Below are 20350 nucleotides of genomic sequence, written 5' to 3'. Positions count from 1 at the left end.
GCCCGCACCACTCGTCAGGAAGGAATATCGTGACCTCCGATAGCCGTCCACCTGCTCCTGAGACCAGGACTTCGAGTAACAGCGAAAGCGAAAATCCGGCGATTCCGTCCCCGACCGCCACAACCGGCAACCGGCCCCGGACCAACCGGGATTGGTGGCCGAACCAGGTCGACGTCTCGGTTCTGCACGCCCATACCTCCAAATCCAACCCGCTCGGCGAGGATTTCGACTACGCGAAGGAATTCGCGAAACTCGACCTCGCGGCATTCAAGGCCGATGTCGAGGCGGTCCTGACCGATTCGCAGGACTGGTGGCCCGCCGACTACGGCAACTACGGCGGCCTGTTCATCCGGATGAGCTGGCATGCCGCGGGCACCTATCGGATCGCCGACGGCCGCGGCGGTGGTGGCCAGGGTGCGCAGCGGTTCGCGCCACTCAACAGCTGGCCCGACAACGCGAGCCTGGACAAGGCGCGCCGGCTGCTGTGGCCGGTCAAGCAGAAGTACGGCACACAGATCTCGTGGGCCGATCTGCTGGTGTTCGCCGGCAACGTCGCACTGGACTCGATGGGTTTCCAGACCTTCGGGTTCGGTTTCGGCCGCCCTGACATCTGGGAGCCGGAGGAGATCTACTGGGGCCCGGAGGACACCTGGCTCGGCGACGAACGCTACAGCGGTGACCGGGAACTCTCCGGCCCGCTGGCCAACGTCCAGATGGGTTTGATCTACGTGAACCCGGAAGGACCCAACGGCCGGCCCGACCCGGTGGCTGCGGCCCGCGATATCCGCGAAACCTTCGGCCGGATGGCCATGAACGACGTGGAGACCGCCGCGCTGATCGTCGGCGGCCACAGTTTCGGCAAAACCCACGGTGCCGGTGATCCGAGCCTGGTCGGCCCCGAACCCGAGGCCGCGCCGATCGAGCAGCAGGGCCTGGGCTGGAAGAGCTCTTACAGGACGGGCACCGGCCGCGATGCGATCACCGGCGGCCCGGAGGTCGTCTGGACCGCCACCCCCACCCAGTGGAGCAACGGTTTCCTGCAGAACCTGTACGGCTACGAATGGGAGCTGACCAAGAGCCCGGCGGGTGCCTGGCAGTGGAAACCGAAGGACGGAGCGGGCCAGGGCGATATCCCGGACCCGTTCGACGGCCCGGCCCGCGCGCCGAGCATGCTGACCACCGATATCGCCCTGCGCGAGGATCCGATCTACCGGGAGATCACCAGCCGCTGGCTGGAACACCCAGAGGAACTCGCCGAGCATTTCGCCAAGGCCTGGTACAAGCTCCTGCACCGCGATATGGGCCCGGTCAGCCGGTATCTCGGCCCCTGGGTGCCCGAACCGCAGCTGTGGCAGGACCCGGTACCACCGGTGGATCACGAGCTGATCGACGAGGCGGATATCGCGGCGTTGAAGAGGAAGGTCCTGGATTCCGGTCTGTCGGTCGCGCAACTCGTCAAGACCGCCTGGGCCTCGGCGGCGAGCTTCCGCAGCACCGATAAACGCGGCGGCGCCAACGGTGCCCGGATCCGGCTCGAGCCGCAGAAGGACTGGGAGGTCAACGAACCGGCCGAACTCACGCGGGTACTGCCCGTCCTCGAGCAGATCCAGCAAGACTTCAACAGTTCCGCCACCGGTGGTAAGCGCGTCTCGCTCGCCGACCTGATCGTCCTGGCCGGGGCGGCGGCTGTCCAGCAGGCGGCAAAGGACGCCGGATACGACATCACGGTGCCGTTCTCGCCCGGACGCACAGACGCCACCCAGGAGAACACCGATGTGGAAGCGGCCGCGGTACTCGAACCACGGGCCGACGGCTTCCGCAACTATGTGCGGCCGGGGGAGAAGGCACCACTGGAAACCCTGCTGGTCGATCGCGCCTACATGCTGGACCTGACCGCGCCGCAACTGACGGTCCTGCTCGGTGGCCTGCGCGTCCTGGGCGCCAACCACGGCGGCAGCACTCACGGCGTGTTCACCGATCGCCCCGGCGTGTTGACCACGGATTTCTTCGTCAACCTTCTCGACCAGGGCATCGAGTGGAAGGCCTCGGAATCGGCGGAGAACGTGTACGAGGGCTTCGACCGGCGTTCGGGTGAGCGCAAATGGACTGCCACCGCCAACGATCTGGTCTTCGGATCCCATTCCGTGCTGCGTTCGGTGGCCGAGGTCTACGCACAGCGCGATGCGGGACCACGTTTCATCCGGGATTTCGTTTCGGCGTGGGTCGAGGTCGCCGATAACGACCGGTTCGATATCCGCTGATCACGTAGTCCTGAACCGGGCCGGTCCGCGAACGGGCCGGCCCGTTCGTGTGTGTCTCACGGCGAAGCCGGTGCGGTCGCGATTGCGCCACAACCCGGACACGGGTCCGGTCCTTGCGTGTCCGGGGTCGCGGCGCCGACCTATCCTCGACGGAGGACGACGCGGCCCCGCGATTCCGCCGCACCGAGCAGGGCGAGGCGAGAGGCAATCCGATATGGCCACACATTCCGAACCGCCGATCATCGTCGGTATCGATGGTTCGACCACCTCCCTGGACGCGCTGCGCTGGGCGGCCCGCCGCGCGGCGCTGCACCGTTGCCCCCTCCACCTCGTGCACGCGATCGGCGCCCCTGCCACCTTCGGTCCGGAGATCAGTGTCGTCGGGTTGGACAATGCGGCGCTACGCGCAGATGGTGAGACGATCCTCGCCGCGGCCGAAGAGACCGCCCGCGAAACTGCGGCCGATCTCGAGATCACCACCACCGTCGCCGACCTCGGGCCCACCACAGTCCTGATCGACCTCTCCGCGGGCGCCCGCATGGTCGTCGCGGGTACCCGCGGCCTCGGCACCCTCGGCCGGCTCCTGCTCGGCTCCGTGAGTACTTCACTTGCCCGCCACGCCCACTGCCCGGTGGCGGTGATCCCCGATACCGAGGAACCCGCCCGGGATCTCGGGCAGCGCCCGGTGGTCGTCGGTGTGGACGGCTCACCGCGCGGTCAGGAAGCCGTCGATATCGCGTTCGAGGAAGCTGCCCGCGGGTACGTCGGGGTGATCGCGGTGACCACCTGGTCGGAATCGTTCCGCTATATCTCCCGCGACGAAATGCAAGAAGAAGCCCGCGCGGTGCAGGCCGAGAGCCTGGCCGGCCAGGCCGAACGCTACCCCGATGTACCGGTCACCGCTGTCGTGGCCGAGGATCGGCCCGCCCGCCGTATCCTCGCCGAATCGGAGAACGCTCAGCTCATCGTCGTCGGGAGTCACGGCCGCGGTGGTTTCGCGGGTATGACGCTCGGGTCGGTCGGCCAAGCGGTGCTGCACGGCACCCGGGTGCCTCTCCTCATCGCCCGCGCCCGCAACTGAGAGCGGGGCCCGGTGCCCGGCCCAGGGCATCGGCCGGATGGGTCCGGACCCGGGCCTCACCGGGTCCGCTCGCCGGTAGCGGATCCCGGATTTCGTCCTCGCGACGCCTCGGCCGCCCGGGCTCGGCCATCGAGGAACACGACAGATCGCCGTCCGGCGGGCCCTCGACGCCGATCCGGCGCGCCCGAGCCGAGTGAGGGCTGCCGGTCATGACATTTGTCAGTAGCTACCCATGAGCTGTTCATCGCGGATCGATGACTGGCATTACTACTGGTGACCGGCTGTCTCCGTGAGGGTGGGAGGTATGAACAGAACGGAGTACGGATCGCCGGACGCACGTGCTGAGCGGCCCCATGAAGACCCTGCGGTTGTGCGGCCCGCCGCCGCACCGATACCGGCAAACGATGTCATCAGCGCGCGTGGTCTGCGCCGGACCTACGGCCAGGGCAAAGACGCGTTCGAGGCGGTCCGCGGCGTGGATATCGACGTTGCCGAGGGGGAGGTGTTCGCGCTGCTGGGTACCAACGGTGCCGGGAAGACCTCGACCCTCGACATACTGGAGGGGCTCACCGCACCGTCCGCCGGGGACGTGCGAGTGTTCGGGCTGGATCCGCGGCGCGACCGCGCGCAGGTTCGCGCGCAGGTCGGAATCATGCTGCAATCCGGCGGGCTACCGGCCGAACTGACCGTCGGCGAGACACTCGAGATGTGGCGCGGTACCTGCACTGCCCCGACCACCGCCGATGTTGTCCTCGCGCAGGTCGGGCTCACCGGCCGCACCGATGTGCGGGTCGGCTCGCTTTCCGGCGGTGAGCGCCGCCGCGTCGATATGGCCTGTGCACTGCTGGGGCAGCCGCGTTTGCTGTTCCTCGACGAACCGACCACCGGTCTCGATCCCGAGAGCCGCCGCGCCACCTGGCAGTTGCTCGCGGATCTGAAGGCGGCGGGCGTGACGATGGTGCTGACGACGCACTACTTGGACGAGGCGGAGGAGCTGGCCGACCGCATCGCGATCATGCACAGTGGCACGATTGCGCGCCGCGGAACCTTGCGCGATATCGTCGACGGCCATCCCGCCCGGATCGTCTTCGACCATCCTGGATTGCCACTACCTCCGCTACCGGCTGCTGTCGTCGATGCGCGGGAGCGGGTCACCGTCAGCACCCACGACCTCCAGGGGCATCTGCTCGAACTTCTCGGCTGGGCTGGTGATCACGGTATCCGCCTGGCGGGTCTGGATGCCCGTGCCGCCTCACTCGAATCGGTATTCCTCGATATCGCCGCCGAATCCGCGGGCGGATCGGCGGATGAGCCGCAACTGATCGGAGCTGCCCGATGACCATCACCGCGACGCCGCCCACCGGTTTTCGCCGCCGCCCGCTGAGATCACTCGCAAGGGCCGAGTATCTGCAGTTCCGCCGGAACAAGACGCTGGTCTACACGGCGACAGTCTTTCCGATCGGGCTCCCGCTGGCCCTGTACTTTGTCTCCCGCAGAGATACCGAACCCACGGCGGCGATGGCCGCGACGGCGTTCGAGCTGTTCGCCCTGCTGGCGCTGCTGTTCATGCAGTACTACTCGGTGCTGTCCATGGTGACGACCCGGCGCGGCGAGGGGGTCCTGAAACGCCTGCGGACAGGCGAGGCCGCCGATTGGGAGATCCAGACCGCACCGGGCGTTCCCGGTGCCCTCGTGACACTGTTCTGTACGGTCGTCGTTGCCGCGGTGATCTACGGTACCGGTGCCCCCGCGCCGGTGAATCCGTTCGCGATCGTCCTCGCGCTGGCGGGCGGGATCGTCCTGTTCACGCTGCTTGCGCTGGCCACCAGTGTCGTGACGAAGAACGCCGAAGCGGCCCAGATCACCTCGCTGCCGGTGATGACGATCGCGATGCTGGGTCTCGGCTCGATCCGTGGAATGCTGCCGGACCGGCTGGCCGCCCTGGCCGATTGGACCCCGTTCGCTGCCGTATCCGATCTCGTGTTCCTCGGCGCCGCCGGCCGGCCCGCTACCGGTTCCGCCGACGATCCGGTGCTCGACTTCGCGGGTACCTTCACCGCGCTGGGCCGGCCGTTTGCGACACTGGCGATATGGACGGTCCTGGCGCTCGTGCTGACTCGCAGGAGTTTCCGCTGGGACGACCGCGGGTGAACCTGGTGGCCGCATGGTGGCGTGCACTGCCGGGGCCGGCCAAGTTCAGGCTGTACATGCGGGTATCGCTGCAGGGGTCGGTCCTGGGGATCGTCCTGGCGATGGTCTTCGTCGTGCCGGGACCGATTCCGGCCGCCGGTATGGTGTTAGCCGGGGTCGCGGCGGTCACAGCGACCGAGGCGCGCCCCGAATTCGCAACCTGGGCAACGGTATCCGCCCGGCAGTGGATGTTCCGCATCGCCGCGGTGGTGCTGGGGGCGGTGTGGGTTCTCTATGCAGTCGTGCCCGCACTCACCGGGGCAGGGGACACGGCCCTCGCCGGCGCCCGGGCGGTCTGCATCAGCACCGTGCTGCTGGCCGCCTTCGCAGTTATCCCGTATGTCCGGTACAAGTGGTGGATTCTGGCGGCACTGGCGTTGGCCACCGGTGTGACGCCGAGTCCGGCACCGGCCTTTGTCGCCTCGGTGAGCGCGGTGACCTTCTTCGGTGGCGCTTTCGTCCTCGGGACAATGCTGATCAGCATATGGGGGATCCGGATGGTCGACGAGTTGGAGCGGGCGAAGGATGTCGAGGCCGAACTGAAGGTAGTGCAGGAGAGATTGCGATTCGCCCGCGATCTGCACGATGTCGTCGGTCGCGGGTTTTCGGCGATCGCGGTGAAAAGCGAATTGGCGGTGGCGCTCTCGAAGGCCGGTGAAACCGGCCGGGCGGCCGGCGAAATGGACAGCGTGCGGTCCCTGGCTGTCGAGTCGATGGGGCAGATGCGCGCGCTGGTGCGCGGATACCGGGATATCGACCTGAAAGAGGAGGTGGCGGGTGCGCGGTCGCTGCTGTCCGCGGTGGAGTGTGCACTCGTTGTCGAAGGCGATCCTGCCGCTGTGCCTGTGCGCTATCACGAGGTTGCCGCATGGGTGGTGCGTGAGGGGACGACGAATATCGTCGAGCATTCCGCCGCTACCTCGGCGACGCTGACGCTCGGGACGGCGGGAATGTCGTTGCGCAATAACCGGCCACATACCACGCTGGGCGAGCGGTCGGGTTTGCGTGGTCTCGCCGAACGGCTCGAATTCGTCGGCGCAACTCTGGAAACCGGCCTGGACTCCGGCGAGTTCGTTCTCGAAATCCATTGGGAGAAGAAGTGATCCCCGTTTTTCTGGCCGACGACGAGACGCTGATCCGCGTGGCGCTGGCGATGATGCTCGATTTGGAAGCCGATCTCGAGGTCGTCGGGCACGTCGGCTCCGGTGCGGAACTCATTGCCGCCTGGCGCCGGCGCTGCGAGGACGGGGATCCGGTCGGGGTTGCTGTCATCGATCTGCAGATGCCCGGTTTGGACGGTATCGCGACCGCCGGGGAGCTTCTGCGCCTCACCCCGGGAGCGGGCACCGTGATCGTCACCAGCCACGGCCGCCCCGGATATCTCAAGCGGGCACTGGCCGGCGGAGTACGTGGTTTCCTGTCGAAGACGACCTCGGCTGGCACCCTCGCGGAGGTTATCCGAACTGTCCACAGCGGCGGCCGATACGTGGATCCGGAATTGGCCGCGGAGGCCATCAGCGCCGGTGATACGGTCCTGACCGCTCGTGAGGCGGATGTTCTCGAATACGCCGCAGACGGCGCCTCCGTCGATGAGATCGCGCGCCGCGCCCACCTGTCGCCGGGTACCACTCGCAATTATCTGTCCGCGGCCATGGCCAAACTCGGGGTGTCCAACCGCTATGAGGCAGCGGTGAAGGCGCGAGAGAAGGGCTGGATCTGAGCCGAGTCCTTGCCCCATCGCCGTTACCTCCTTATATTGAAGATAATTATGCTCATAGATATCAGGCTGTGGAGCGGACCACGGGGAATCGGGAGGCAACTATGAGGGCTTGGCAGTTCGAGCGCGTAGGAACTCCGCTCGCGCTCCGGGAGGTACCGGAGCCGCGGCCGGTGGCGGGGGAGGTATTGATCGAGATCAAGGCGGCCGGGCTCTGTCATACCGATGTCGGGATCCTGCACGAGCCGAAGTGGACGGAGCGGATCGGGCCCTTCCCGTTGACACTCGGACACGAGGTCGCCGGGGTGATCACCGAGGTCGGCGCGGGTGTCGAGGGGTATGTGCCCGGCGACCGTGTCGGTGTTTTCGCGGCCGGGCGGACTCGGCCGGGGCAGGGTCGCGACGGCGGGTATGCCTTCCAGTGCACCGCGTTACCCGAAGACCTGGTGCGCATACCCGAGGGAGTCGGGTTCGAACAGGCCGCACTCGGCACCGATGCCGGCTGCGCGGCCTACCATGCCCTGGTGCGCCGTGGCGGTGTGCGGGCAGGCGACAAGGTCGGGATCATCGGCCTCGGCGGGCTCGGCCAGGTGGCGGCCCGGGTCGCGGTGGTGAAAGGGGCCACTGTCTTCGTCGCGGAGAAGAAACAATCCCTGTGGCCGCTGGCGAAAGAGCTGGGCGCGCAGGCAGTATCCGGCGATATCACGGATTTCGCCGGGGAGAATCTCGACCTGATCGTCGATTTCGCCGGCTTCGGCACCACCACGGCCGCCGCCATCGAGACCGTGCGCGAGTTCGGTACCGTCGTGCAGGTGGGGATGGGTGAACTGACAGCCGAGATCTCCACCGGCACATTGATTTTCAAACAGATCACGCTCATCGGATCACGCGGCGGTTCGGTGGCCGATATCGCGGCCGTCTACGACCTGGTCGCCGCCGGGGAGCTGAAACCCCAGGTCGTGCCGATCACCTTCGACGAGATCCCCGCGGGTCTGGAACGGCTGCGCCGGGGCGAAGTCGACGGCCGGCTGGTGGCCGTCTATGACTGAACCGGTCGCGATCGTCACCGGCGGCGCGAGCGGAATCGGGGCGGCCTGCGCCGAACGCCTGGCCGCCGACGGGTTCCGGGTTCTGGTCGCCGATGTGCAGGCGGAACCGGGCCGGGCGCTCGCGCGGCGGCTGGGCGGTGAGTTCGTGCCCACCGATGTGACCCGTGAGGCCGATATCGAAGCCCTGGTGGACCGGGCCGGAGCCGTGGACGTGTTCTTCGCCAACGCCGGGATCTTCGGTGCGCTCGGTCCCATCGAGCAGACCGATACCGCGGAAGCGGACCGGACGATCGCGGTCAACCTGCGCGGCACCCTGCTATGCCTCAAGCACGCGGTCCGGGTGATGCGGCCCCGCCGGCGCGGTTCGATCATCGTTACCGCCAGCCCGGGCGGGGTCGTCGGCGGAGTGGGCCCGCATGTCTACAGCGCGACCAAAGCCGGTGCCGCCGGGCTGGTGCGCGCGGTCGCCGCCGAGGTACGCGAATACGGAATCCGGGTCAATTCTGTTGTCCCGGGCGCGATCGTCTCCCCGATGACCGCTGCCGTCCTCGCCGGTGGTCCGGCCGATCTCGCCGCGGCCACCCAGGCGATGGCGCCCAGTCCGCTCGTCGGCCGTCCGGGCGCGCCCGGGGATGTGGCCGGTGCGGTGTCGTTCCTGGCGGGCGCGGACTCCGCGTTCATCACCGGTACGGAGCTGTTCGCGGACGCCGGGTACACCCACGCTCCGGGCCCGGCGAGCTTCGCGAAGGAGAAGTTCGCCGGGCCCGGAGCCCGGAGGTTCAGCGGTCCCGGCTGAAGACGAACGCGGCCGACTTGGCCAGTCCGTTGGAGACGGTGGCCAGCGCCCGCGACGCCTCGGGCACTTGGCGTTCCCCGCCGCGGCCGGTGACCTGCAGTACCGCTTCGGCGAGGTGTGTCATACCGTGCAGCCGGCCTTCGCCGAGCGCGCCGCCGCCGGTATTGACCGGCAGCTTCCCGGTCAGGGTCGTATGCCCGTCCCGCGTGAACGGGACGGCCTCGCCGCGGCCGACGAAACCCATACCTTCGAGCCAGGTGTAGACGAAAACGCTGAATCCGTCGTACAGCTGGGCATTGTCGATATCGGACGGCCCGAGTCCGCTGGTGCGCCACAGGGTCTGCGCGATCTGTTCGGCGCCCTCGACGAGAGCTTCGAGGGTCATCACCGCACCGGTCGGCGCGGTGTGAGTGCCGGCGGCGAACCCGGTGAGCAGGGCAGGCGGCTGCTGCAGATCCCGCGCCCGTTCTGTCGAGGTGAGCAGGAGCGCGACCGCGCCGTCGACGGGAATATCACAGTCCAGAATGGACATCGGATCGGCAATCATCCGGGCGTTCAGATAATCCGCGGCCGACAGGGTGCGACCCCGCCAGTACGCGTGGGGGTTCTTCTGCGCGTTGTCCCGGTTGGCGACCAGGAACGGCGCCAGATCCGCCCGGGTGAATCCGTTCAGGTCGAGGTACCGGCGCAGTACGGTCGCCGCCCAGGCCGGGGGGTTGCTGAAGCCGAACGGTGCCTGGAACTGATCCGGCCCGGCGGCAACCATGCTGTCGTAGTTGACGTACTTACCCTTGGGGACGTGCAGCGACCGGTAGACGAGCGCATGCGTGCACGCCCCGGAGTGGATCGCCATCGCCGCATCCATCAGGCTCTGCGTCACCATGCCGTTGGTGGATCCGGTCCAGGTGATCCCCGGTGTGATCCCCAGCAGTTGCGGCAGGTGATACGGCGTGACGACGTCGATACCCTCGCCGGTGCCTTTCGTTCCGCCGTAGCGCGGCATGGACGGGGAGGTCGCGACACCGTCCACATCCGAGCGCTCGAGGCCGGCATCGGCCAGCGCGCGATCGCACGCCTCCACTGTGAGCGCGGCCAGCGTGCGCGGCAGACGCCGCCCGAGCTCGCTGTACCCGACGCCCGCGACGGCGACCTTGTCCCGCAGTTCCCACATATCTCTCACCCTCCCGCCGGCCGGAACTGCGGTAACACGCAGTCCTCGGAGACCTCTTCGAAACTCACTTCGACCTCGGCGCCGATCCGCACCTCGGCCGGGCCGGCGCCGAGCAGGTTGGCCACCATCAGCAGTCCGGTCTGTTCCACCAGTTCCACGACGACGACCACGAGCGGCACCAGCGTCGCGAAACCGGGGCCCGGGGGGTCCTCCAGAACGGTGTAGCTGTGCACTGTTCCGCGGCCGGAGACCGGCTCGTAGCGGAGGTCCTCGCTACCGCAGGCGGGACACGTCAGGCTCGGGGCGTGGTTGAACCGCGAACACCGGGCGCACCGCTGAATGCTGAGCGTATGCGCGCGGATGCTGTCCCAGAAGCCTTCGGTCACATCGTCGGGGAAGGGCACCGGGCGGGTGGTTGCTGGTGTCATCTCACATCTTCCAGGTCACGGTCGCCGCCAGCGCCTCGGCGTAGTTCTTCTTGGTGTAGCCGGCCAGCGCCTGCATATGTGTGGTCATCAGTTCCTCGGCGCGGTCGAGATCGCGTTCGGAGATCGCGGTGGCGATGGAGGAATGGATCTCGACGGTCAGCTTCCGCTGCCGGTCCGGATATTCGACGCCGACCGCGGCGCCGTCGAGAATGTCGAACAGCGCGATGAACAGCGAGGCGAAGACGAGGTTTCCGGAACCCTGGGCCACGGCGGTGTGGAAGCGCCGGGTCTGGCTGAGGAATCCCGTGTGGTCGTTCAGGTTCTCCTGTTCGAGCTCCACGATCTCGATCAGCGTCGCGATATCCTTCTCGTCCATCCGCTCAGCGGCCAGCCGGGCCATATGGGGCTCCAGCGCCGCGCGGGTCTCGATCACCGTCTGGAACGGGGCCTGCTGGAACTGCAGCAGCAAGCTCAGCGAGGTGGCCAGTGCGGAGCTGTCGGGCTGTTGCAGGATCGGGCCGCCGCTGGGGCCGGGCTTGAGCGTGATGACGCCCTGGAGTTCGAGGAACCGCAGTGATTCGCGGAGGGTCCCGCGGCCGACATCGTAGGCCTCCAGCATGGCTTTCTCCGGGGGCAAGCGATCCCCGGCCTGGTTACCCCGACGGTTGATGTCCTCGACGATGCGCTGTGCCACGAGCAGCGCAGTCTTCTTCGGTCGTTCGGTAGCGGTCATCTGTTCTCCCCTGACGTGGCTCTTGTGCTTGCTGTTCCCACACCCTACATTCAATGCTATTCATGTGCAGGGATTAGCGCCAGGGGTTCGTGGCGAGTTCGTGGCGACCGGATGATCACGAGGAGGCGGTCATGAGCGACGGTGAACTGGCCGAACTGCGCGAACACGTGCGCAGGCTGCAGGCGATCGAGATCGCCCGCGACCACGTGCATGCCTACGCGCGAACGCTCGACGACCCGGACCCCGAGACCGTGACGGCGCTGTTCGCGCCCGATGCCGTGCTCACCACGCCCTCGCGGACCGCCCGTGGGGTCGCGGAGATCCGGAAATTCTTCGAATCGGCATTCGCCGCCGATCCGTCGGTGAAACGCCATTTCATTGCCAATGTGCGTACCGCCTGGCGTGGCGATTCCAGGGTGCGGGTGCAATCCCAGTTCTTCTTCACCGGGACCGGGGCCGGGCGTTTGGTCCTTGGATGGGGGAGCTACGACGATCTCGTGGATGTCGGCAGCGACCGGCCGCGGTTCGTGGAGAAGGTCGTGGTGGTCGAAATGAGCACCGACCTGGTGAGGGGGTGGTCGGGTGAGCCTGTTGTTCGCTGAGTCGGGTCGAGGTGCCGGTGACGCACCGGTCTGCGGGCTCGCCTGACCTACGGCCCCGAAGAGCGGCTCCGGCGGTCGAGAATGTCATTTTCCTTCATAATCATGCGCATGGTTGCTATGGTCCTCCTGGATCTGCCGCGTCGGGGCGGATCCGGGGGCGAGGAAGAGTGAAGGCCGGTTCCACTGCCGGCCGCCAGGGCGGCAATCGCGAAAACCGGTGCCGCCCTGCAATTGAACGGAGTGCGACGTGAAGCTGGCCTTACGCTATGACATGCGGGCGCCCGATATCGGGGTGGGCAGTCCCGAGCAGTACACCGCGGCGCTCGACCACGCCGCCTGGGCGGACGAACTCGGATTCGAAACGGTGTACCTCGCCGAACATCACGGCGCCGACGACGGCTACTGTGCGGCGCCGATGATCCTGGGCTCGGCGATACTCGGCCGGACCCGCCGGCTGCGGGTGCATCTGTCCGCGCTCGTCGCGGTGCTGCACCACCCGCTGCGGCTGGCCGAAGATCTCGCCGCGCTGGACCTGGTCGGCGGTGGGCGGCTCGAGGTGACGCTCGGTCTCGGCTACCGCGACGGCGAATACCGGATGTTCGGTGTCGACCGCCGCCGGCGCGTACAGCGCCTCGAGGAAATCGTCGAGGTGCTGCGGCAGGCGTGGACCGGTGAGGAGTTCGAATTCCGTGGCGAACGGGTGCTGGTCCGGCCCCGGCCCGCGCGCCCCGCGGGACCGGAGCTCTACATCGGTGGTTCGGCCGAGGCCTCGGCGATCCGCGCGGCCCGGATCGGCGACGGGTACCGCCCGGCCGGTTCCGAAAAGGACCGGCTGTACGAAATCTATGCCACCGAGCGCAAACGTCTCGGTGAACCGGTACCCCCGCGCGGTCCGGTGAGCGGCCCGCTGTTCCTGTTCGTCTCCGACGATCCGGCGCGCGACTGGGAAACCGTCGCACCGCATGTGCTGTACACGACGAACGCCAACGCGAACTGGGCGCGGGAGCGCGGCGTGGGCACCACCGCCTACCGCCCCGCCGCGGGATTGGCCGACTTGCAGACGGACCCGAATATTCGCGTGGTCACGCCCGATGAATGCGTAGCGCTGTGCGAGAAGCTGGGCCCGGACACGGAATTGGTGTTCCAGCCGCTGATGGGCGGGCTGCCGCTGGAGGCGGGGTGGCGCAGTCTGCGCCTGTTCGAAACCGATGTCCTGCCGCGACTCGTCACGCTCGGGTATCGCCCGGCGGCCCAGGAACGCACCGGAGAGGCGGCGTGATGACCACAACCATCAAGGGTTCGCACCACAGTGACGCGCCGGCCGCAATGCCGCGCGGACTGGTCGTGATGATCGGCTACTGCGTCATCCTGGCCACCCTGGTAATGACCATCCCGCTCAAGCTACTCGGCCAGATCGGGGCGGAATTCGGGGCGACCGGCGGCCTGCTCAACTGGGTCGTCATCATCGGTTCGCTCAGCGGCGCGATCGGCACCGCCCTGCTCCCACCGGTCGCGTCGCTGTTCGGGCAGCGGCGCACCACGGTGGTGACGATGGGTCTGCTGACTTTCGGCAGCATTCTCGGGGCGGTCGCCCCGAATATGACGGTATTGCTGGTCGGCCGGTTCATCGGCGGGTTCACCCTGGGTGCGATCGCGCTCGCGCTGGCGATCGCCCGGGCCAACCTGTCCGGCCGGACGTTGACCGTCGTACTGTCCTGGATCGCGGCTGCTGAAGGGGTCGCGGCCGGGCTGTCGTTCGCCGTCGGCGGACTGCTGACCGATACCGTGCAGGTCGATTGGCGGGCGGTGTTCGGCGTCCTCGCGGTGCTCGGCATCATCGGGATCGCCGGCGCGCTCGCCACCATCCCGCGCCAGGACGGACCGGGCCGCGGGCGGGTCGACTGGTTCGGCGGGCTGTTGCTGACCGCCGCTCTCGCCCTGATCCTGGTGCCGCTCAGCATGGGCTCGCAGTGGGGCTGGACATCGCCGGCGGTGCTGGTCCCGTTGCTGTGCGGCATTGTGGCGGTGGCGGCCTGGTGGGTTGTCGAATCGCGGGTGCCGGCGCCGCTGGTGAACACCAAGGCGCTGCGGAATATGAATTTCCTCCGCGGCTGGCTGGTGTTCTTCCTGGCCGGAATGCTCGCCTGGATCATGAATTTTACCCTGCCGAAATTCACCGAAACCCCGGCGTCGGCCGGCTTCGGTTTCGGGTACAGCGCCCTGACCAGCGGCCTGCTGATGCTGATGTTCTGCATCGGGATCGTCGTGGGCAGCGCCTCGGCCGGGCGGCTCAGCCGGTTCGTGCCCGCGCGGGTGATGTGCCTGCTGGCGTTCACCGGGTGCACGATCGGGATGCTGCTGCTGGCGTTCGTTCACGATTCGGCATGGCAGCTGTGGGTGTGGCCGGTCATTGTCGGTCTCTCCTACGGGCTCGCCTCGGCCAGCGCCTACCTGACCTTCATTACTGCCCTGCGCGCCGACGAGGTCGCCACGGCGGCGAGTATCGGCCAGATCAGCGCGCCGCTCGGCGGTGCCATCGGCAGTGCGGCGATCAGCGGAGTGCTCACGGCCGAGGTGATCAGGATCGGTCAGGCGGAAGTCCCCGCCGAGCACAGCTTCCAGCTCGGCTGGCTGATCGGAGCCGGGGTTTCGGTGGTCGGCCTGCTACTCGTCGCGCTCATCCGGGCTCCCAAGTCCGCCACTGATGAGGCGATCTGAAGTCTGGCGCCAAGTGCTGCGGGTGAGTTGCGCCGGGCGCGGCCGGTGTTGTTGCCCGCCTGATATTTCGAAGCCGCGTCTGCTCCAGTCCTGGCCGGACGGGGCGGGGCAGATCCGGAAGAAGGGTGAGGAAGTCGATGTTCATTTCGATCGAAGCGGGCCGCTGTATGGGGCACGGCCGGTGTTATGCCGTGGCGGAGCGACTGCTGACCGATGACGACGAAGGATTCGTGGTCGAGCGCGGGCAAACCTGGGAAGTCCCCGGCGGGTTGACCACAGAGGCGGAAGCCGCGGCGCAGGCATGTCCCGAGACGGCCATCGTCGTCCGCGAGTCGTAACCGTTGCCTTTTGGTGAGCAATCGTGAGCATGCTCTCTCATCAGGCAGCCGTCCCTTGCGAGACGACGGTCCCGGTCTGATCAACCCGATGTGGGTTGTGCCGGGTTGACGTTTCACAGCCTCCTGCCTGGCCTGCTCGCGCAGGCTCGGACTCACGGGTAGCTCCACGTCCTGCCACCGACCCACTGTCGGCGGGACTCTGTTCACCCAACTTGTGGGTTTCGCCGAGCCGGGCGAGGTTGACCGCGGCATTACGATCCCTGTCGATCGACAAGCCGCAGCGTTCACACTGATAGGTGCGTTCGGCGAGGGTCAGGTTTGGCTTTCGCCCACCACACCCCGAACACAACTTCGAACTCGGATAATACCGGTCGGCCGCCACCAACGTGGAGCCATACCAGCAGGTTTTGTAGCTCAGCATATGGCGGATCTCGGCGAGCGCGGCATCGGACAACGCCCGGTTGAGACCCCGCTTGTATGCGCCGCCCTTGCTACGCATACCGGACGCATTCAACGTCTCCACCACGATCACCTGATGCTGTCGGGCGAGTTCGGTGGTGGCCTTGTGCAACACATTCCGGCGCACGTTCGCCGCCCGGGCATGGGTTTTCCCGATCCGGGCCTGGGTGCGGCGCCACCGCTTCGACGGATGCTGCCTTATCCTCGTCGACTGGTCGTAGGGGCCGCGACGGCGGGCGGCCTTGCGTTGCAACACCCGCAGCCTGGTCTGCGCGGTGGTCAACGACTTCGGTGCCGGCACACGCGTGACTTCGGCCCCGCTCGCGGTGGCGACGACGAGGAGGCTGTCGGCCTTCACCCCGACATCGACACCGACCACCGGATGCGGTGACCGTCGCGTGTGGGCGGGTCGAGTTTTGGCGTCGGCCGCCACGAGGGTCTGGAACGAGCAGTACCACCGCGTCGACGAGTCCTGGGACACTGTGGCGGACAGGATGCGTGCAGTCCCGGCCTCGATTCTGCGGGCAAGTTTGCGAGTGGACTCGTGGCTGCGGATGGTGCCCACCCGCGGCAGGGTGACGTGGTGCCGATCCGGTTCGACGCGAATGGTTCCGGTGGTGAACCGGACACTGCGCCGCGCCCGGGCGGTCTTGAACCTCGGGAACCCGACTGTTTTACCTGCCCGCTCACCCTTACGGGACTTCGCCCAGGCATCCAAGCCACGGGCCAGGCCGTCGAGACCGGTGTTGTAGGCCTCCTTCGAATTCTCGCCCCACCACGGCGCATGCACGCCTTTCCGGGTGTTCCAGGTCTTACGCAGCGCTGGCAGCGACCACCCCAGTGAGGGCGTCAGCTCGGCGTCGGTGATGCCGTAGCTGCGTTCGGCCGCCCGTTGATCCATAACCGCTTTCACCAAAGCGAGCATGTGGTTGTGCGCGAACCGGCCGCCGCCCGCATGCGAAGCCAACGCCTGCTTCTGGCCCGGGGTGGGGTCGAGCGCGAACCGGTACGCCTGCACCACCCACCCCTGCGGAATCTCGAATCGCGTCACTCGAATCACGACACCGCGCCGTCGGCTTGCTTGGTGGCGGTGATCGCCCGCATGGCCCGATTCCGTGCACCACGGCGCCCGTACAAGCGGGCACACATGGAGGTCAGCACGTCGATCATGTCCCGCACCAGATCATCGGTTGTCTCACCCAGGTCGACGACTACGACCTTGCGTCCGTGCGCGGCAAGGGCAGCTTCGAGGTACTCGACTCCGAAACGGGCCAGGCGATCACGATGCTCCACAACGACCACCATCGCAGACGGATCCGACAAGACGCGCCGCAACTTCGGCCGTTTCCCGTTCAACCCGGACCCGACCTCACACACCACCTCATCGACGGAATGTCCGTTGACAGTGGCCCACTCGGTGATCCGCGCAATCTGCCGGTCCAGATCGGCACGCTGATCATGCGCCGACACCCGCACGTACACGACCGTCCGGGCTGCATCATCATCTGCCGGTACCGCATCCACCCAGATCGTCCCCGACTCCAGACGGCGAGCAGCTACCGGCATCCGGTCCTCCCGGAACCACCGGTACGCGGTCTGCGGATGAACACCGTTAACCCGCGCCCACTCAGCCAACTTCACACACTCACATAAACACACATTCGATCACGTTTAATCACAAAACGCAGAACAGTTCAAACCCCACGGGAACAGGGCGGCCCGGCATCCTGGGGAAGGATGCCGGGCCGCCGGGCTGTGGTCCGGTCAGTCCCAGACCAGTGGGACCTGCTGCAACCGCAACTGGCTACCGCGCTCGCGCAAGTCCACGCCGTCGGCGAGCCGGTAGTGCGGGATCCGGCGGTGCCATTCGGTGAGCGCGACCACCAGTTCCGCGCGCGCCAGATGCATGCCGAGGCAGCGGTGGTGGCCCGCGCCGAACCCGAGGTGGTGGCCGAGGTTGGGCCGGTCCGGATCGAAGACGTCCGGGTCCTCGAAGATTCGGGGATCGTGGTTGGCCCCGGCCAGTCCGAGCCACACCAGGTCGCCCTTACGGATCGGCAGACCGTGGAAGTCGAGGTCGCGGGCGGCCTCACGGCCGTCCTGGATGATCAGGCTGTAGAGCCGGAGGATCTCCTCGATTGCCTTCGGCCACAGCTCGGGTTCGTCGAGCAGTCGCTGCCGGTCCTGCGGGTGCGTGGCCATGTGCAGGAATGTGTAGCCGAGCGCGCTGCGCGTGGTGTCGAGCCCGGCCGCCATGATGCTCATGCAGAGGGCGAGGATGGTGTCATCCGGGATCGGGGCGCCCTGGTATTCCGCGGTGACGAGCCGGGTCACGAGGTCGGTGGCCGGATCGCCGGGTGCCGCGCGGCGTTCGGCGATCGCCGCGCCGAAGTACGCGTCGAGTTCCCGCCGGGTCTGCGCGGCGGCCCGTTTGGACTCCGGATCGCTGTTGAAGAAGCCGAGGAACTGACCTTCCACCCAGGGCAGCAGCTTCGCGCTGTCCTCGACCGGCAGCCCGAGCAGTGTCAGGAACAAATCGGTCGGGTAGACCATGCCGAAACCGGTCGCGATGTCTTCGGCGCCCCGCGGCGCGATCTCGTCGACGAGCGCGACGGCGCGGTCCTGTGCCTGGTCGGCGATGCGCCGCACCAGCTTGGGTGCGAAGAACGGGTTCAGGATCCGCCGCAGCTCGGCATGTTCCGGCTGGTTGAGGTTCTGCGGCAGCAACTGTCGTGGCGGGGAGCGGTGGAACGCGCTGACCTGGTCGTTGGTGAAGTCGGTATCGCGCTGGAGGGCTTCGCGCACATCGTCGAAGCGGTTCAGTACCCAGAACCCCTCCTCGGTGGAGTCGTTCCAGGCGAACCGGGCAGCTTCCCGGTCGGCGTCGAGCAACCGCTGAGTTTCCAGTGCGGGCCTTTCGGCGCGGTAGTCGGTGTGGAACACCGGACAGCCGCCGAGGTCGCGGGTCGTACCGGAATCGTCGGTCACCTGGGTCATCGGCATCTCCTGTCGAATAGCGCAACTACCAATGCGCAATACGTGGTGGCTATGGCGTGCGTCACGGGTTGACATTTGCTCGTAATGATATGCATGATTCGAGTAATTACAAGGGCGATCGACCGCAGGAGGCCGCAGGTGCACAGGCTCGAGGACCACACGGCAGTGGTGACCGGCGGGGGTTCCGGCATCGGGGCGGCGTCCGCCCGGAGGCTGGCAGCAGAGGGCGCAACGGTGGCCGTGGTCGATCTGCACCCGGCGGCCGCGGAGGAGACCGCCGCGGCGATCCGGGAGGCCGGTGGGCGGGCCGCCGCGTTCGGGGCCGATGTGCGGGACCGGGAGCGGATGCTCGCGGTGACGGCCGAAATCGTCGCGGAATTCGGGGAAATCGGTGTGGTATTCACCGGCGCGGGAGTGTCCGGTGCGCGGATCGACAGCCACGAGCTCTCCGAAGAAGACTGGCGCGGAGTGCTCGATATCAACCTGAGCGGCACGTTCTTCACGATTCAGGCGGCGCTGCCGTCGATGCTGCGGCGCGGCGGTGGATCTATCGTGACGTGCGGATCGACCTCGTCGTTCATCGCCACGCAGGGCGGTCTGGCGCCATATCGTGCGTCGAAGGGCGGGGTCAAAATGCTCACCCAGACCCTCGCGATCGAATACGCGCCGCACGGTATCCGGGTCAACAGCGTATGCCCGGGCGCGGTGAAGACGAACCTCGGCGCCAATACCGCGGCGATCGTGCCGACCACCGCCACGGTGCGCAACCCGTCGAAACCGCTGAACGTGCCGCTCGGCCGATACGGCGAACCCGACGAGATCGCCGCGGTGGTCGCGTTCCTCGCCTCGCCCGACGCCTCGTATGTGACCGGGCAGGCGATCCTCGCCGACGGAGGTGTCACCGCCGAATGACGCGCAACTCCGGTACGGCACCGGTCCTGCTCGACGGGGCCATCGATATGCACTGCCATTTCGGCCCGGAGCCGCTGGTCGAAAAACTCGCGAAACACCCGCACGCAGTCGACCCGATCGAGGCCGCCGGGGAAGCCGCGGCCGGTGGGATGCGGGCGATCGTGCTGAAAGCGCACGAGTTCCCGTCCACCGCGGTCGCCGATCTGGCGAACAAGGCGGTGCCGGACGTCTTGTCGATCGCCGGGATGTGCTGCGATCACCCGGTCGGCGGGCTCAACCCCCAGGCCGTCGAAACAGCGCTGCGGGCCGGTGCGCAGGTGGTGTGGCTGCCGACGTTGTCGTCGGTATCGAACACCCCGCAGGCGGTCGAAGCAGCTTTCGGTGTGCGGGAAGGGATTCCGGTCCTGGGTCCCGACGGTGAGCTGGTGCCGGAGGTGCGCGAGATCATGGATCTCGTCGCGGCGAGCGGCGCGGTGCTGGCCACCGGGCATATCACCGTCGACGAGCACTATGCGGTGGCCCGCGCGTTCACCGGTCGCGGGAACCTGGTCGTCACGCACGCGATGCACGCCAGCGCCGGGCCGGGACTCTCGGTGGACCAGGTCGTGGAGCTGGCCGACCTCGGCGCCGTGATCGAATTCGCCGCCCATACCTGTATGGGGAAACCGTCGACATTCGAGCAGGTGATCACCGCCATCGGCCGGATCGGGCCGCAACGCGCGATCGTCTCCACCGATTACGGCTGGACCGACACCCTGCCGCATCCCGCTGCGGGCTTGCGCGGATACGTCAACGCGCTGTGGGACGAAGGCGTCACCGAAAGCGAACTCCGGCTGATGGCCGGCGCAGTCCCGGCGCGATTGCTGGGTTTGGACTGACAACCATGGAGGTTCTCGGA

The 20350-nt window shown here is 67.4% G+C and carries 20 protein-coding genes; 14 read left to right on the top strand and 6 right to left on the bottom strand.

Annotated features, from left to right (window positions below; all coding sequences use genetic code 11):
* The first annotated feature begins 29 nt into the window (after positions 1 to 29).
* The 8 genes from katG to NS6_RS02030 all read left to right on the top strand — a co-directional run bounded on the left by katG (position 30) and on the right by NS6_RS02030 (position 9094).
* Complete coding sequence (gene katG, locus NS6_RS02065) at positions 30 to 2261, top strand: catalase/peroxidase HPI (protein WP_068035641.1); 2232 nt, start codon at positions 30 to 32, stop codon at positions 2259 to 2261.
* Positions 2262 to 2475: 214 nt separating this feature from the next.
* Positions 2476 to 3342: a universal stress protein gene (locus NS6_RS02060; RefSeq protein ID WP_068035639.1), complete on the top strand. Its 867-nt coding sequence runs from the start codon at positions 2476 to 2478 to the stop codon at positions 3340 to 3342.
* Between the two features lie 391 nt (positions 3343 to 3733).
* Positions 3734 to 4681: an ABC transporter ATP-binding protein gene (locus tag NS6_RS02055; protein ID WP_068036076.1), complete on the top strand. Its 948-nt coding sequence runs from the start codon at positions 3734 to 3736 to the stop codon at positions 4679 to 4681.
* A complete protein-coding gene (locus NS6_RS02050; protein WP_068035637.1) occupies positions 4678 to 5493 on the top strand; it encodes an ABC transporter permease in 816 nt (271 codons plus the stop codon). Before NS6_RS02055 ends, NS6_RS02050 begins: the two co-directional genes overlap by 4 nt.
* The gene (locus NS6_RS02045) at positions 5433 to 6635 is read left to right on the top strand and encodes a sensor histidine kinase (RefSeq protein WP_084470533.1); all 1203 of its coding nucleotides are present in this window, start codon (positions 5433 to 5435) and stop codon (positions 6633 to 6635) included. Before NS6_RS02050 ends, NS6_RS02045 begins: the two co-directional genes overlap by 61 nt.
* Positions 6632 to 7252 carry a response regulator transcription factor gene (locus NS6_RS02040; RefSeq protein ID WP_068035635.1) on the top strand — a complete coding sequence of 207 codons (621 nt, stop codon included), beginning with the start codon at positions 6632 to 6634 and terminating at the stop codon, positions 7250 to 7252. Before NS6_RS02045 ends, NS6_RS02040 begins: the two co-directional genes overlap by 4 nt.
* 101 nt (positions 7253 to 7353) lie before the next feature.
* Entirely contained in the window at positions 7354 to 8298 is a 945-nt protein-coding gene (locus NS6_RS02035) for a zinc-binding dehydrogenase (RefSeq protein WP_068035633.1), read from the top strand.
* Positions 8291 to 9094, top strand: coding sequence for an SDR family NAD(P)-dependent oxidoreductase (locus NS6_RS02030; RefSeq protein WP_068035631.1), 804 nt, complete (start codon positions 8291 to 8293; stop codon positions 9092 to 9094). Before NS6_RS02035 ends, NS6_RS02030 begins: the two co-directional genes overlap by 8 nt.
* Here NS6_RS02030 and NS6_RS02025 read toward each other — a convergent pair.
* From NS6_RS02025 to NS6_RS02015, 3 genes are read right to left on the bottom strand one after another with little or no spacing between them, the layout of a single operon-like run.
* Positions 9078 to 10265, bottom strand: a complete 1188-nt coding sequence (locus tag NS6_RS02025; protein ID WP_068035629.1) for a thiolase C-terminal domain-containing protein — start codon at positions 10263 to 10265, stop codon at positions 9078 to 9080. The two genes, NS6_RS02030 and NS6_RS02025, sit on opposite strands and share 17 nt — an antisense overlap.
* A gap of 5 nt (positions 10266 to 10270) precedes the next feature.
* Positions 10271 to 10693, bottom strand: a complete 423-nt coding sequence (locus NS6_RS02020; RefSeq protein ID WP_068035627.1) for a Zn-ribbon domain-containing OB-fold protein — start codon at positions 10691 to 10693, stop codon at positions 10271 to 10273.
* Position 10694: 1 nt separating this feature from the next.
* On the bottom strand, positions 10695 to 11426 hold the full coding sequence (locus NS6_RS02015) for a FadR/GntR family transcriptional regulator (protein ID WP_068035625.1): 732 nt from the start codon (positions 11424 to 11426) through the stop codon (positions 10695 to 10697).
* A gap of 131 nt (positions 11427 to 11557) precedes the next feature.
* Here NS6_RS02015 and NS6_RS02010 point away from each other — a divergent pair, with 131 nt between their 5' ends.
* From NS6_RS02010 to NS6_RS01995, 4 genes are all read left to right on the top strand, one after another.
* Complete coding sequence (locus tag NS6_RS02010) at positions 11558 to 12028, top strand: nuclear transport factor 2 family protein (RefSeq protein ID WP_068035623.1); 471 nt, start codon at positions 11558 to 11560, stop codon at positions 12026 to 12028.
* A 247-nt stretch (positions 12029 to 12275) separates the two neighbouring features.
* Positions 12276 to 13307 (top strand): LLM class flavin-dependent oxidoreductase, encoded by a 1032-nt coding sequence (locus tag NS6_RS02005; RefSeq protein ID WP_068035621.1) that lies wholly within the window; start codon positions 12276 to 12278, stop codon positions 13305 to 13307.
* The gene (locus NS6_RS02000) at positions 13307 to 14746 is read left to right on the top strand and encodes an MFS transporter (RefSeq protein ID WP_068035619.1); all 1440 of its coding nucleotides are present in this window, start codon (positions 13307 to 13309) and stop codon (positions 14744 to 14746) included. The genes NS6_RS02005 and NS6_RS02000 overlap by 1 nt, the downstream gene beginning before the upstream one ends.
* Positions 14747 to 14883: 137 nt before the next feature.
* Positions 14884 to 15084 carry a ferredoxin gene (locus NS6_RS01995; protein ID WP_068035617.1) on the top strand — a complete coding sequence of 67 codons (201 nt, stop codon included), beginning with the start codon at positions 14884 to 14886 and terminating at the stop codon, positions 15082 to 15084.
* Between the two features lie 40 nt (positions 15085 to 15124).
* Here the strand turns inward: NS6_RS01995 and tnpB are convergent, their stop codons facing one another.
* The 3 genes from tnpB to NS6_RS01980 form a co-directional block, all read right to left on the bottom strand.
* The gene (tnpB, locus tag NS6_RS01990) at positions 15125 to 16594 is read right to left on the bottom strand and encodes an IS607 family element RNA-guided endonuclease TnpB (RefSeq protein ID WP_068035615.1); all 1470 of its coding nucleotides are present in this window, start codon (positions 16592 to 16594) and stop codon (positions 15125 to 15127) included.
* 5 nt (positions 16595 to 16599) lie between these two features.
* Positions 16600 to 17184 carry an IS607 family transposase gene (locus NS6_RS01985; RefSeq protein WP_068035613.1) on the bottom strand — a complete coding sequence of 195 codons (585 nt, stop codon included), beginning with the start codon at positions 17182 to 17184 and terminating at the stop codon, positions 16600 to 16602.
* Between the two features lie 123 nt (positions 17185 to 17307).
* Positions 17308 to 18540, bottom strand: a complete 1233-nt coding sequence (locus tag NS6_RS01980; protein ID WP_068036075.1) for a cytochrome P450 — start codon at positions 18538 to 18540, stop codon at positions 17308 to 17310.
* A 138-nt stretch (positions 18541 to 18678) separates the two neighbouring features.
* On the opposite strand from NS6_RS01980, the gene NS6_RS01975 reads away from it, so the two are divergent.
* Both NS6_RS01975 and NS6_RS01970 read left to right on the top strand, forming a co-directional pair.
* Positions 18679 to 19452: an SDR family NAD(P)-dependent oxidoreductase gene (locus NS6_RS01975; protein ID WP_068035612.1), complete on the top strand. Its 774-nt coding sequence runs from the start codon at positions 18679 to 18681 to the stop codon at positions 19450 to 19452.
* Positions 19449 to 20330: a DUF6282 family protein gene (locus NS6_RS01970; protein WP_068035610.1), complete on the top strand. Its 882-nt coding sequence runs from the start codon at positions 19449 to 19451 to the stop codon at positions 20328 to 20330. The genes NS6_RS01975 and NS6_RS01970 overlap by 4 nt, the downstream gene beginning before the upstream one ends.
* Positions 20331 to 20350 lie beyond the last annotated feature (20 nt).

The organism is Nocardia speluncae NBRC 108251 (assembly GCF_001613245.1).
In the GTDB taxonomy this organism is placed as follows: domain Bacteria; phylum Actinomycetota; class Actinomycetes; order Mycobacteriales; family Mycobacteriaceae; genus Nocardia; species Nocardia speluncae.
The sequence above is the reverse complement of the archived record's forward strand: the minus strand, read 5'-3'. Positions and strand labels throughout refer to the sequence as shown.